This is a genomic window from Bacillus sp. T2.9-1 (genome assembly GCF_950097965.1).
Lineage (GTDB): Bacteria > Bacillota > Bacilli > Bacillales > Cytobacillaceae > Niallia > Niallia hominis.
Genome location: NZ_CATNHG010000085.1, coordinates 1 through 13,715, shown reverse-complemented (window position 1 = coordinate 13,715; position 13,715 = coordinate 1). Strand labels below are relative to the sequence as shown.

Here is a 13,715-nt window from a genome sequence, read left to right as displayed (position 1 = left end):
AGTCTCTTTCAAACATATGGTAAATAAAAATATATAAGTTGAATTTAAAAGATTCTCCTTCATCTGTGTAGGGTAATAGTAAGAAAAGCCCACACGAGAGGATGAGAATAATGTCTACTGCCAATCAGGAAACGCTTCTTGTCATGGAAGCCATGAAGGAAACCGATGACAGACGCATGTTCGAACGGTACCAGGTAATCTATCTCCATCTTCAAGGCTATAAGCAGAAGGAGATTTCAAATATTGTACTTCGTTCAAATAAGACAATATCTTCTTACATCCAGGCTTACCGGAAAGACGGTCTGGACGGACTGGAGATGGGCCAGTCTCCCGGTGCACCAAGGAAACTCACTGAAGAGCAGGAACATGAACTCGTACAGGTTATTGCTTATAAAACCCCACACGACGTTGGTTATGAAAATCATTACAACTGGACGCTTTCCATCATGCGTGATTTCATCCAGCGGGAGTGGAGACAAATCTATACACTCCGTGGAGTTTCAAGGCTTCTTGAAGACTTGGGACTCAGCTATACCAGGCCGACTTACACCCTAAAAAAAGCAGACAGGCAAAAGCAGGAGGAATTCAGGAATGAAACCTTTCCTGCTTTAAAAAAAAGCTTTTGAACGAGGAAATCGACCATCTCCTGTTTGAGGATGAGTCTATGATCAGGGACTACCAGGCCATCCAGCGTTCCTGGTTCCTGAAAGGAAAACAAAGGCTAATCCCCACCTATGGCCAGCACAGGGGAGCCAAACTCCTGGGGATACTCAACTATGAAACCGGTGAAGTTTTCGTAGCCGAGGCTGAACGGTACGATGCCGAAGTTTTCCTTGAATTCCTTAAGATTGTCCTGGATAAGTATCCGGACGGGAAGATTGCCATGGTATTGGATAATGCAAGGATCCACCATGCCAGACTAATCCAGCCTTTCCTGGAAGAAAACAGTTCACGGCTTGAATTGATCTTCCTACCTCCTTACAGTCCGGAACTTAATCTGATGGAGGGTTTTTGGAAATGGATGAAGGAAACCATCATTAATAATGTCTTCTATTCGAGAGTCCAGGACATCCGGATCAATGTCCGTAAGTTCGTAGTGGACATTGGTTCTAAAGCCGATGTAGTCATAAACAGGCTTTGTGTAAGAATGTAAGTCTTTAATTCAACCTATATAGTTATTTTTATATTGTACTAATCACGTTGGTTGCGACACTTGGAGGCTTGTTATTTGGTTATGATACAGCAGTAATTTCTGGAGCAGAAGGATCCCTTCAAGCCTATTTTTCAGATGGATTAGGTCTTAGTTCCCTTGTACATGGAATTACCGTTTCAAGTGCTTTAATAGGTTGTATTATTGGTGGGTTTATATCTGGTTACTTCGCTACAATTTTCGGACGCAAATATTCCCTTATTATTGCAGCGGTACTATTTTTAATTTCAGCTCTTGGATCTGCGTTTCCAGAATTTTTGTTTTTCACACAAGGAGAACCAAGCTATGCTCTACTCATTACTTTTAACATCTATCGAATTATTGGGGGAATTGGTGTCGGCTTAGCTTCAGCAATCTCACCGATGTATATCGGGGAAATGGCACCTCCAAAAATTAGAGGTACATTGGTTTCTTTAAACCAATTTGCGATTATCTTTGGAATGCTTGTCGTTTATTTTGTAAACTGGGGTATTGCAAGTGGGCAAACGTTGGAATGGTTAAATGACATTGGTTGGCGCTATATGTTCCTATCTGAAGCAATACCTGCAATCCTATTCTTGGTGTTATTATTCACGGTTCCAGAAACACCACGTTATCTCGTGTCGAAGAATCAGGATGAAAAGGCAATGACTGTTTTGTCCAGAATATATGAAAAAACAATGGCCAAAGCGACTATGTTTGAAATTAAGGCATCCTTTAATGAAAACAATAAATCAAAAGCAAAGCTGTTTACTTTCGGCAAAAAAATTGTAGTTGTTGGAATATTATTATCAGTCTTTCAGCAATTCGTTGGAATCAATGTAGCTCTCTATTATGCCCCACGTATTTTTGAAAGCATGGGTGCGGCAAGAGATGCTTCCATGTTCCAAACGATTATTATGGGCTTAGTCAATGTTGTGTTTACTCTTATCGCCATCTTTACGGTTGATAAATTTGGACGTAAGCCACTATTAATTATTGGTTCTGTTGGAATGACAATTGGTATGTTTGGAGTAGCTGCTATGGCTTTCTCAAACAAAATTGGCATTGCGACCTTGATATTCATTATTATTTATACTGCATCCTTTATGATGTTATGGGGACCAGTAGTGTTGGTGCTAATCTCAGAAATCTTCCCGAATAGAGTTAGAGCACAAGCTGTTGCAATTGCGGTAGCAGCACAATGGGCAGCAAACTACTTTATTTCTTCCACATACCCAGCGATGATGGAGGTAAGTGGTGGCTTAACCTATTCCTTCTATGGAATTATGAGTCTATTATCAGCACTATTTATTTGGAAGTTTGTACCTGAAACAAAAGGTAGATCATTAGAAGAACTGGAGAAAATTCTTGTTAATTCGCAGAAAAAGGATGAAGATGTAGCGTAAGTATTGATGGGAAAAGCAGGGGGGATAGTCCTCTGCTTTTCTTTTAATTTTTGGAGAAGTTGATGGTTTTGGCTGAAAAGGGAGTGTTTTGGCTGATAAAAAACAAATTTGGCTGAAAAGGGAGTGGTTATGGCTGATAAAAAACAAATTTGGCTGAAAAGGGAGTGGTTATGGCTGATAAAAAACAAATTTGGCTGAAAAGGGAGTGGTTATGGCTGATAAAAAACAAATTTGGCTAAAAAGGGAGTGGCTTTGGCTGATAAAAAACAAATTTGACTGAAAAGGGAGTGAGTTTGGCTGAAAAAAACAAATTTAGGCTGAAAAGGGAGTGAGTTTGGCTGAAAAAAACAAATTTAGGCTGAAAAGGGAGTGAGTTTGGCTGAAAAAAACAAATTTAGGCTGAAAAGCGAGTGGTTATGGCTGATAAAAAACAAATTTAGGCTGAAAAGGGAGTGGTTATGGCTGAAAAAATCAAATTTCAGCTTAAAATAAGTAGGTTTAACAGAATAAATTAATATATACATACTTGTTTTACAAAAATTTTGAATAATAAATGAAAAATACCTCTTCTATACGATTGTATCCAATATTGAGTGTATGCTAAGATTAAATGGAATTTTGTAATGAACGGAGGTTTTCCTTTTGACAGCATCAATGAGATTAAGATTCCCAATTTTCAACGTTAATTAAATACGTGGATGTTCTTCTTATAAGAAGAAATGGGATTGGTCTGTCTATTTATTGGAAACCTGAATATATGGTTAATAATAAGAGGGAAGAATACCATATCTTCGCTCTTTTCTCTGCGCCTTAGTAAAGATAGGTAGACTTATTCTAACTAATCAAAATGAATGTGAGGTTTATGAATGAGTACAGTTAATCATAAAGAAAATTGGTATCGGAATATCGTGTTATTTCTTAGTAGCCAGACGATATCTTTGTTTGGATCGTCACTCGTCCAATATGCGATAATGTGGTATATAACGCTAACAACAGAATCTGGTTTAATGATGACAATCTATATTTTATGTGGGTTTCTTCCAACCTTTATTTTATCGCCAATAGCTGGTGTATGGGCAGATCGCTATAACCGGAAACGGCTAATTATGTTATCAGATGGGCTTATTGCTTTTGCTACGTTGGTGTTGGCCATTCTTTTTTTTATAGGATATGATCCAATTTGGCTGCTCTTTGTGATGGCAGCAGTTCGAGCATTTGGAACAGGGATTCAAACACCATCTGTTGGGGCAATATTGCCCCAAATTGTTCCAAAAGATAAGCTGACAAAGGTAAATGGTGTTAATGGGAGCATTCAAGCTATTATTATGTTCATTTCACCGATGGTAAGTGCTGCATTATTAACATTTGCATCTATTGAAACAATCTTTTTCATTGATGTTGTTACAGCAGTGCTTGCGATCATTACCTTGCTTGCCTTTTTAAAGATTCCAGCACATAAAAGGGCAACGGAAACCCAATCGACTAGTTATTTTAGTGATTTTAAAGAAGGACTGAAGTATGTAAATAATCATGCTTTTTTGAAAAAATTCTTTTTCTTTTTTGCGATTTTTTTCGTGCTTATGGCGCCGGCAGCATTCTTGACTCCTTTGCAGGTTACTCGTAGTTTTGGAGAGGATGTCTGGCGATTAACTGCAATAGAAATTGCCTTTTCCATTGGAATGATGATAGGGGGAGGCGTCATTGCATCATGGGGCGGCTTTGAAAATAAAATAAAAACAATGACACTTGCAAGCTGCATGATGTCTATTTAGTTTTCATGGCCATATTTGGTTTGGCTATGCCAATCTTTAATACGCCAACCACTGTTTTATTGCAGGAAAAAATAGAAGAAGGATTTTTAGGAAGAGTCTTCGGTGTAATGGGAATGATTTCTACTTCTATGATGCCCATTGGAATGCTAATATTCGGTCCAATTGCTGATTTCATGGAAATCGAATGGTTATTAATAGGAACGGGAGTGTTTATCATTATCTTGTCCATTTTCTTAGGAAGAGACAAAGTACTTATGGAGGCAGGAAGGTCTGCTCTTCCGGAATCGCTTCAGAATTAATGGGAATAAAATAAAATTTGAATCCACGAAAAATGATTTAGACTTAGCTAGCGCTTGTTGCATTAGCTAAGTCTTTTTTGCTTTTGTATAACCCAATATAAAGCAATTTTGAAAAAGTTCTTTTTCACAAGGAATGAAATTCACTATTGTTTCTTGTATAATGAATAAATGTATAGGGAACGGTAAAAAATCAGGAAACGTTTAATTGATTTTTAAGCGTCAACGAGGGATAGGAATGAAGAAAAAAAGAAAATCAGCAACGAACACCATTATTATTTTAATAATGGTTATATATTTTGGCTATTTATTTACTAGTAGTACGATTAAACAAAATAATGAACAAAGATTATTGAAGTACTTACCGGATATTTCAAATGAGCTAGAATCAAATGAGTTAAATGCAGAGGAGCTAGCACCAATATTACTTGCAATAATGGATCAAGAAAGTCATGGAAAAGGAAATGATCCGATGCAATCCTCTGAATCAGCAGGCCTGAAAAGAAATGCAATTGAAGACCCTTCAGAAAGTATAAAACAAGGAGTTTTTCATTTTGCTGAAATGTACAAGTATGGCGAGAAACAAGGGGTCGATCTTGAGGCAATTATCCAGAGCTATAATATGGGACCAGGTTATATTGACTTTATTGTCAGTAACAATCTAGTCGAACATAGTGAGGAATCGGCAAAAAACTATTCGGAATATATGGTGGAACGATCACCAACACTTTATACATGTAATAACGACAAGTTCAATTTTAGATACCCATATTGCTATGGGGACTTTACTTATGCAGAAAAAGTCACAGCTAGGGTAGAAGAAATGAGCAGTATGATTGAAGAATATGCTCGAGAATTATAGGAGGAATATAGAAATGAAGCTTTACAAATCGGTACTTGAATTAATAGGCAATACCCCAATTGTTCAATTAAATAAAATCCCTGAAAAAATTGGGGCGGAAGTGTATATAAAGCTAGAATCTTTTAATCCTGGTGGCAGTGTGAAAGACCGTGCCGCTTTAAATATGATTGAAAATGCAGAAAAAGAAGGCAAGCTTATTCCAGGTAAAAGTACCATTATTGAACCAACATCAGGAAACACAGGGATAGGAATAGCAATGGTAGCTGCAGTGAAAGGATACCGTTGCATTATTACGATGCCAGATAATGCAACAAAAGAGCGAGTGCAGATTTTAAAAGCATATGGGGCAGAGGTTCATTTAACACCGGGAAGCAGACGCATGCAAGGAGCGATTGATGAAGCGAATCGTTTAGCAAGTGATATTACTGATAGCTTCATTCCAATGCAATTTGAAAATCCGGCCAATGCTGATGCCCATCGTGGAACGACAGCTGTGGAAATTAATGAAGCTTTTGATGGAAAGTTAGATGCACTGGTATTGACTGCTGGCACAGGTGGAACGGTTACAGGAGTCGGCGAAGAATTAAAGAAAATGATTCCTGGTATAAAAATATATGTAGTAGAGCCATTCGGTTCTCCAGTTTTATCAGGTGGAAAACCAGGTCCTCATAAAATTCCAGGAACGGGCCCTGGATTCATTCCTAAGATTCTAAATCGTGATATTTTTGATGAAATATTACTAATTAAAGATCCCGATGCGGAAGTAATGGCAAGACGACTTGCAGCAGAAGAAGGCATTTTTGTAGGTGCATCAGGTGCTTCAAGTGCGCATTTTGCTGTGCAAATCGCAAAAGAACTTCCTCCGACAGCTAAAGTGCTTTGCATAGCACCAGATACGGGGGAACGTTATTTATCATCAGATTTGTTTGTTTAAGCGATATTTAAGTGGGTAGTCCTTGTTGGGCTGCCTTTTATTTTTAGAAAAAGGGAATTTGTGATATTGGAGTTAGGCTGAATATGTATGAATCGTTGAATTATCCATCTACTAAGTCCTAAAAGAATAAGCTCCCGTTTAAAACGGAAGCACTCCAATATAGTAGCCAATAATAGTAAAAAGCAGGCACCAAAGGAAGGAACCGATAGAGGCAAAAAGGATATATTTTGATAGATTCATGCCAGATACACCTGAAAAGTAGGAGGTCAATCTTCTAACGCCGGGTATGAAATTAGCAATGATAATTGTCCATGGACCATATTTATCAAACCATTTTTCCACTCTTTCTAATTTTGCAGGAGTAAGCTTTATCCATTTTCCGTGTGTAAGCAGGAATGGTTTGCCTATTTTTCTTCCTAAAGTGTAATTAATAATCATGGCGCTTAGAGCACCAATAAAGCAAATAATATCTGCAAGAAGAAAATTCATCACGGAAATAGAAGTAAGATAACCTACAAAGGTTAATAATGCTTCATCTGGTATAGGAATACCAAGACCACTTAATGCAAAAAGAGCGAATATGGCAATGTACCCATAGTGGGAAATGAAAGGTATAGATGCACTCATTTATTTACTCCGTTCTTTTTCTGTAAACATTCACTCAGGCAAAGCCTCAAGAGTACGCCTTTCTTATCATACAGGGAAAAGAATAAAATTGGGAGGGCTTTTACTTGAAAAATGTTGGAAAGGTTTGGAGCTAAGACGTTATTTCAGAATAGAGACATTCGGTTCTACATACAATCTTCTTTTTCTTTGGCTGTTTTCGTAAAGTTTGTTGCGATTACCCGCAGCCGGAATACACTTCGCTTTCCGTGGGGCTAAGCTTAAGCCTCCTCAGCTTCGCCTCCGGGGTCTCAGACTGTCTCGCTAATCCCACAGGAGTCTTCTGTATTCCGGCTGCTAATTGTTTCCTATTAATTCTTTTTTCCTATTGAAAAAACAACAATTCTTTAGAAAACAGCCTTTTCTTTTCAAAATTACACCTTCACATATTTGAAAAAGTAACCATTATTTACTTTAATGAGCATATCATAAATATGTTGGCACTATCGTTGAAATTACTCCCGTATGATTTGACTTTACACGTTATTTGGATTACTTTAATCACAAATAGAAAATTGTCTGAGGGAAAATGAAAGATTCTAGAAAAGAAAATAAGGAGGTTTTTTGAAAGATGAGAACAACAATTGAAAAAGCACTTTCCTTAGGTTTAGGTTTAGCGATTGCTGGTAAAGAACAAGTAGAGAAAACAGTAGAAGAGTTAGTGAAAAAAGGAGAAGTAAGCAAAAATGAGTCAAAGGATTTAATCAATCACTTGATTCAAAAGGGAGAGGAAATGAAAGGCCAGCTGGAAACAGTTGCAAAAGAAAAGGTTAATGCTGCATATGCAGAAATGAAGTTAGCCACTTTAGATGATGTGAAGAAATTAGAAAAAAGAATAGAGGCATTAGAAAGAAAAAATCTCGACGAATAAAGTGGGTTTGTAAATGGGTGTAAGTAAACGTATTAGACAGATGAAAAGATATCGGAAAATCACGTCTATTCTCGCTCGAAACGGAATGGGTTTCTTTTCTAATAAAATGGGACTGGAGGAGAAGTTTTTTTTTCATAAAGAACATCCTCCTAAAAGTACGGGACGTCGCATCCGCTTAGTTCTAGAAGAACTTGGAACAACATTTATTAAGCTTGGACAAATTGCCAGCACACGTCCTGACTTAATTCCTCCAGAAATCATTAATGAGCTAAAAGATTTGCAAGATCAAGTACCTCCGTTTACATATGGAGAGGCAGTACGGATTTTGGAAGAAGAATTAGGTGATTCTGTAGATCACCTGTTCAAGCATTTTTCTGAGGATCCTCTAGCCGCAGCGTCCATTGGTCAAGTGCATAAAGCTATCCTTAAGGATGGGACAAATGTTGCTGTAAAGATACAACGTCCTAATATTCAGGCAATCATCGAAACAGATTTAGAAATTATTGCTGATTTAGCTCGAATAGCTGAAAATACATGGGCATGGGCGAAGCAATATGGCCTTCGTGAAATAGTCGATGAACTAGCAAAAGGGCTGCTTATTGAACTTAATTATAGTATAGAAGCACGAAATATGGATCGTTTTTTCGAGCAGAATAAATCGTTGGGCTATGTTGTTATTCCCTCTGTCTATTGGGATTATTCCACAAAGAAAGTATTGACGATGGATTATATAGAGGGAATAAAGTTATCTGATTACAATCGCTTAGATGAAGCAGGAATCAATCGTGAATTACTTGCTGAAAGGTTAGCATACACGATATTCTACCAGATTTTAGAAGTCGGTCATTTCCATGCAGATCCTCATCCTGGAAATGTTCTTGCACTCCAGGATGGGAGAATCGTTTTATTAGATTTTGGAATGGTAGGACAACTTTCATCTTATACGAAAAAGAATTTTGCCTCTTTTGTGGTCGCTCTTCGCAATAAAAGCACGAAAGGAATCATCCGCGCTATTTCTGATTTAGGAATGATTCCTGAGAATGTGGATATAAAAAAATTAACGGCTGATGTAGAGGAAATGCGCGATAAATATTATGATATTCCCTTGCAAGATGTAAGCGTCGGGGAAGCAATTAATGATTTATTTTTCATTGCATTCCGTCACAATATCCGAATCCCATCGGAGTTAACGCTTTTAAGTAAGTCATTGATGACAATGGAGGGAGTAGTCGTTGCACTAGATCCTACTTTTAGCGTATTTGATGTGGCTGAACCTATTGGTAAGAAGCTTTTCTTAGATAAACTTAAGCCTTGGAAAATAATTAAAAGCATTGCGGAAGAGATTCCAGAATATTTTGCTTCTCTTAAAGATATTCCGTTAACTGCTAAACAGTTTATGGGAATTCTACGAAAAGGAAAAGTAGAAGTAGAATTTACATCACCACAATTGGAATTATTAATAAAAAAGATGGATCGATTTAGCAACCAGATAGCTTTTAGTATTGTTTTACTTGCTCTAAGTATTGTTATGGTTGGTTTAATTATTGGTGTTGCTCTTAGTGGGGTACAAACAATTCTCTGGAAATTTCCGATTATTGAAATCGGCTTTTCGATTGCGATGCTAATGGTTGCCTGGCTTATTTATTCGATTTTTCGTTCTGGCAGGTTTTAGCTATGAGAACCTTCCCATTTATACTAAATTAAAAAGTGCCAAAGACTCTTTAAAGAGTTTTTGACACTTTTTTTATGGATGAAAGGAAGTATTTCTCTACCTAAACGGATGCCATACGTTTTTCTTAATAGTTATCCTTTTTCATGGCGATAAATAAGAAGATAACTACCTCCACCAAGTATTAATAATAAGGATCCAAACAGTAAGAAGGAATAATTAGTTGTTGCTGTATCAGGTAGTTGGTTTCCTGTTGCTGTAACCTCTAAAGAATCATCTGTAGCGTCATTCCCTTGGGAATCTTCAAGGGAATTTATGGCATCGTCTGCAACATTTTCATTATTCTTACCTGGTCCGACTTCCGAATTTCCCTCATCTTCATCTATTGACTCAGCTGGCACTTCTTCCATATCATTCTCGTCAGGTGTATCTACTGGTGTTTCATCTTCAGCTACTTGTTTCTCTTTTACAGTAATACTTGCTTCGATTCGATTTTTGGTATCTTTTGTTTCTACTAGTATAGAAGCTGATCCTTCCGCAATTCCAGTTACTAATCCTTCTTCATTTACGGTAGCGACATCTGTATTAGAGCTAGTCCAAATTAGTTCTATACTATCCGTAGTATTCTCTGGGAGAATGGATGCTTCTAACTGGAAGGTCTGTCCAACTTCTATGCTGATAGTTGTTTGATTCAGTTCAATCGACTCGATTGGAAACAAAGGATCAACTTGGTATTCATTAACAGCAACCGTACCACTCACTTCATTCCCAACTAATACCAGTGGTTTCTTAGTGGGACTGTCTTCTACCGGAATAAAGGCAAGGCCTTCTGGACCAACGTCACTACTGATAGCATTTGAAAAATCTCTTGTATTAATATAATTAGTGAATGTTGCATTTGATGGATTTGTAATATTGTACGTCATGACACCACTAATACGTTCTAAGCCAATAAATGCATAAAGATCGTTGCCAATCGTTCCTACTTTTACATCTTCTGGTTCAGGGCCTTTTTTGGCACTTCTTTTTTCAAATACATCATCATCGTTTGACCAGTTGAAATAGTCTGGATATCGCTCTGCTGTAATCTTTTCGAATTCACTTCCACTATCAAATACTAGTTCCATTGTGTCAGCATTCCAAATCGAGAAAGAACGTCCACCTAGAGTATAGATTGCATCGTTTCCGCGGTCTGTCAGTACTTCTAATTTGTCATAATCACCAGAGTTTTTCATCTGTTCAAATGCTGCTTCTGCCTCTTCTTTAGTAAATCCTTTAAATAGAGAAGAATCTAGTTGGATTGAATCTTTGACCTTTTTGAAATCTTCTATGTTAACAAATTCTTCCCATTCTGTTGCATCGCCTTCATTTGCTGTCAATAAATAAGTAGTGCCATCCTTTTCAACTACCTCAATCGAATCTGGCATATACACGCCTAATATTGGTAAGGATTCGATTTCAATTTTATCGTTTCTTGCTGCATCCAAACCATTTTCCGGTAATGAATGATCTTTGAATCCTAATGACTTTACAGAAAGAACTTTGCCTGTTTCTACATTAATTCTTGCAATGGCATTATTTTCTTGGAGAGATATGAATGCTGTTTTGCCATCCGTAGAAAGTCCGATATATTCAGGCTCTAAATCTCGAACTGCATCAGCTAGAGTACCATTGTTCCGGATATGTACATCCGAATCTATTACTGTAGTATCATCAAATAGAATGGTATTTGCTTGTTTCTTTTCATAATTAATAATTGTAACAGAGCCTTTTGGATCAACACCATTTTCTAAGCCTAATCTTGGTTCTCCTTCATTTGCAGATAGAATATACTTGCCGTCTTTTGATATAACGACATTATCAGGCTGAATACCAGCTTCAAATGTATGTAGGATATTCCCCTCATAATCCATGATAACGATACGTCCATTTTTGGAATAATTTTCATCTTGAACTGCTGCTGCGACAATTTGTTTCTCCGTATTAATGTCAATGCTAGTTAAATCCCCATATTGAAAGCTATCACTGTTAAGTAGTTCTGCTATATTAATAGATTTCTCTTTGGACAAATGTTGAAGTGTATTGGATTCTAAAGATGATAAAGCTACTATATCAATTGTTTGTTGCTTTCCATTAATAACATAGAATTTATGAATATCTGGGTTGTACTTTACAATTTCCGCTACACCACCATCTTTATCTGAAAATCCAGTACTGTAAGAGGCAATTTTACTAACATTGATTGAATCTGAAAAGGTTGCAGCGCTTACAGAAGATGGGGCGGCGATATAGTTAGATAAACCAAGTAAGCATGTAACTGATAAAGCACTAATCATTTTTGTGAATGTATTCTTCATTTTCTCCTCCTCATAAATTGTAGATATTTGTAGTACATACTTTGTATAGTAAAGGGTAATTTTTGGATGGTGATGTCAGAATTGTAATTTTATTGTTTAGAATAGGTAAAGATAATAAGGATTATCCGGAAATATTTGGATGTTTGCTGTGTGCGTTCAGATTGGTATAGGTAAACAATAAAAAAAACAGGAGGAGTGTGCAAATGAAAGCTGTCACTTTTCAAGGAACAAAGGATGTTCAAGTTAAACAAGTGGAAGATGCAAAGCTCCAAAAGAAAGACGATATTGTTGTGCGAATTACCTCAACAGCTATTTGTGGTTCAGATTTACATATATATAAAGGAGCTTTACCAACTGAAAAAGACTATGTAATCGGACATGAGCCAATGGGGATTGTAGAAGAGGTAGGTCCAGAAGTAACAAGAGTTAAAAAAGGAGATCGTGTAGTGCTCCCATTTAATATTGCTTGTGGACATTGTTATTATTGTGAACATGATATGGAAAGCCAGTGTGATAATGCAAATCCTAATAAGGATATTGCCGATACAGGAGCCTATTTTGGTTTCACAGAGCGATATGGTGATTATCAAGGAGGACAAGCTGAATTATTACGTGTCCCATATGGAAATTTTGTGCCCTTTGTTATCCCAGAGTCCTGTGAATTAGAGGATGAAGCCCTGCTATTTATGTCTGATGTGCTTCCAACTGCTTATTGGAGTGTTGAAAATGCGGGGGTAAAGGATGGCGATACAGTTGTTGTATTGGGCTGTGGTCCTGTGGGGTTAATGACCCAAAAATTTGCTTGGATGAAAGGGGCAAAGCGAGTTATTGCCGTTGATAATATTCCTTACCGCCTAAACCATGCCAAAAAAATGAATCAAGTAGAAATTGTTAATTTCGATAATCATGAGGATACAGGTAACTATATCAAGGAATTGTCTTCTGGAGGTGCAGATGTAGTAATAGATTGTGTAGGGATGGACGGAAAGAAAACGCCAATGGAAGCAATCGGGCAAAAATTAAAACTTCAAGGAGGAACACTCAGCGCTATTGAAATTGGTATGAATGCAGTGCGCAAATTCGGAACGATGCAATTAACAGGAGTTTATGGCTCGAAATATAATATGTTTCCATTAGGAACTATTTTTGAGCGCAACATTACAGTTAAAACTGGACAAGCGCCAGTTATTCATTATATGCCAATGTTATTTGATTGGATTACGAATGGGAAAATCGATCCAACGGAAATCATTACACATCGCATTTCTTTAGATGATGCAAGTAATGCCTACCAGATGTTTAATGATCATGAGGATAAAGTGATTAAGGTTATCCTTAAACCATAATTGTGAAAAAGCCATCGAACGAGTTCGGTGGTTTTCACATGTTTAGTCTGCAGCTAAATATATGGCAATTTATCGACGATTTGTCTCTATCCATATGTTTCTACTATAAAAACCTTTATAATATACATGTATATTCACTAGTGTCGCATTAAAATAATTCAACATAGCTAAATAAATTAAATTTTCCGCAAATAAACTTTTCTATAAAAAAAGCCTTTATAATGGGTTGGTGGTAGTAACCTATCCAAATCCAAAATAAAGGACTAACGCATGGATAAGTTTACACGAAAAACATCATTTGAACAATGGCTTTCACCTATTTCCAACAATTTGTTGGAGGAACAAGTGAAAAACTATCATTTAAATTA

The 13,715-nt window shown here is 36.9% G+C and carries 8 protein-coding genes and 2 pseudogenes; 8 read left to right on the top strand and 2 right to left on the bottom strand.

What is annotated here, in order from left to right; genetic code table 11:
- The first annotated feature begins 107 nt into the window (after positions 1–107).
- The 5 genes and pseudogenes from QQZ16_RS09705 to cysK all read left to right on the top strand — a co-directional run bounded on the left by QQZ16_RS09705 (position 108) and on the right by cysK (position 6,441).
- A protein-coding gene (locus QQZ16_RS09705) for an IS630 family transposase (RefSeq protein ID WP_435406676.1) occupies positions 108–1,153 on the top strand; the annotation gives its coding sequence in 2 pieces (ribosomal slippage) (positions 108–611 and positions 614–1,153; 1,044 coding nt in all).
- A gap of 20 nt (positions 1,154–1,173) precedes the next feature.
- Positions 1,174–2,577 (top strand): annotated as a pseudogene (gene xylE, locus QQZ16_RS09700) (D-xylose transporter XylE); the annotation flags it as partial.
- 866 nt (positions 2,578–3,443) lie between these two features.
- Positions 3,444–4,648: pseudogene (locus QQZ16_RS09695) on the top strand (MFS transporter).
- A gap of 235 nt (positions 4,649–4,883) precedes the next feature.
- On the top strand, positions 4,884–5,507 hold the full coding sequence (locus QQZ16_RS09690; protein ID WP_048717342.1) for a lysozyme family protein: 624 nt from the start codon (positions 4,884–4,886) through the stop codon (positions 5,505–5,507).
- A gap of 13 nt (positions 5,508–5,520) precedes the next feature.
- Positions 5,521–6,441, top strand: coding sequence for a cysteine synthase A (gene cysK, locus QQZ16_RS09685; RefSeq protein WP_284561317.1), 921 nt, complete (start codon positions 5,521–5,523; stop codon positions 6,439–6,441).
- A gap of 138 nt (positions 6,442–6,579) precedes the next feature.
- Here cysK and QQZ16_RS09680 read toward each other — a convergent pair whose 3' ends face one another.
- Positions 6,580–7,068: a DedA family protein gene (locus QQZ16_RS09680; protein ID WP_031535801.1), complete on the bottom strand. Its 489-nt coding sequence runs from the start codon at positions 7,066–7,068 to the stop codon at positions 6,580–6,582.
- 607 nt (positions 7,069–7,675) lie between these two features.
- On the opposite strand from QQZ16_RS09680, the gene QQZ16_RS09675 reads away from it, so the two are divergent.
- A complete protein-coding gene (locus QQZ16_RS09675) occupies positions 7,676–7,975 on the top strand; it encodes a phasin family protein (protein WP_031535798.1) in 300 nt (99 codons plus the stop codon).
- Positions 7,976–7,988: 13 nt separating this feature from the next.
- Positions 7,989–9,647 (top strand): ABC1 kinase family protein, encoded by a 1,659-nt coding sequence (locus tag QQZ16_RS09670; protein ID WP_284561316.1) that lies wholly within the window; start codon positions 7,989–7,991, stop codon positions 9,645–9,647.
- Between the two features lie 131 nt (positions 9,648–9,778).
- Here QQZ16_RS09670 and QQZ16_RS09665 read toward each other — a convergent pair whose 3' ends face one another.
- On the bottom strand, positions 9,779–12,001 hold the full coding sequence (locus QQZ16_RS09665; RefSeq protein ID WP_284561315.1) for a choice-of-anchor I family protein: 2,223 nt from the start codon (positions 11,999–12,001) through the stop codon (positions 9,779–9,781).
- Positions 12,002–12,204: 203 nt separating this feature from the next.
- Between QQZ16_RS09665 and QQZ16_RS09660 the strand changes: the two genes are divergently transcribed.
- Positions 12,205–13,347: a zinc-dependent alcohol dehydrogenase gene (locus QQZ16_RS09660; RefSeq protein WP_031535791.1), complete on the top strand. Its 1,143-nt coding sequence runs from the start codon at positions 12,205–12,207 to the stop codon at positions 13,345–13,347.
- The last annotated feature ends 368 nt before the right edge of the window (positions 13,348–13,715 follow it).

Excerpts from the sequence above, each read along its gene's own strand:
- cysK (WP_284561317.1), top strand. The coding sequence starts at position 5,521 with ATGAAGCTTTACAAATCGGTACTTGAATTAATAGGCAATACCCCAATT.
- QQZ16_RS09665 (WP_284561315.1), bottom strand. The coding sequence starts at position 12,001 with ATGAAGAATACATTCACAAAAATGATTAGTGCTTTATCAGTTACATGC.
- QQZ16_RS09680 (WP_031535801.1), bottom strand. The coding sequence starts at position 7,068 with ATGAGTGCATCTATACCTTTCATTTCCCACTATGGGTACATTGCCATA.
- QQZ16_RS09670 (WP_284561316.1), top strand. The coding sequence starts at position 7,989 with ATGGGTGTAAGTAAACGTATTAGACAGATGAAAAGATATCGGAAAATC.
- QQZ16_RS09690 (WP_048717342.1), top strand. The coding sequence starts at position 4,884 with ATGAAGAAAAAAAGAAAATCAGCAACGAACACCATTATTATTTTAATA.
- QQZ16_RS09675 (WP_031535798.1), top strand. The coding sequence starts at position 7,676 with ATGAGAACAACAATTGAAAAAGCACTTTCCTTAGGTTTAGGTTTAGCG.
- QQZ16_RS09660 (WP_031535791.1), top strand. The coding sequence starts at position 12,205 with ATGAAAGCTGTCACTTTTCAAGGAACAAAGGATGTTCAAGTTAAACAA.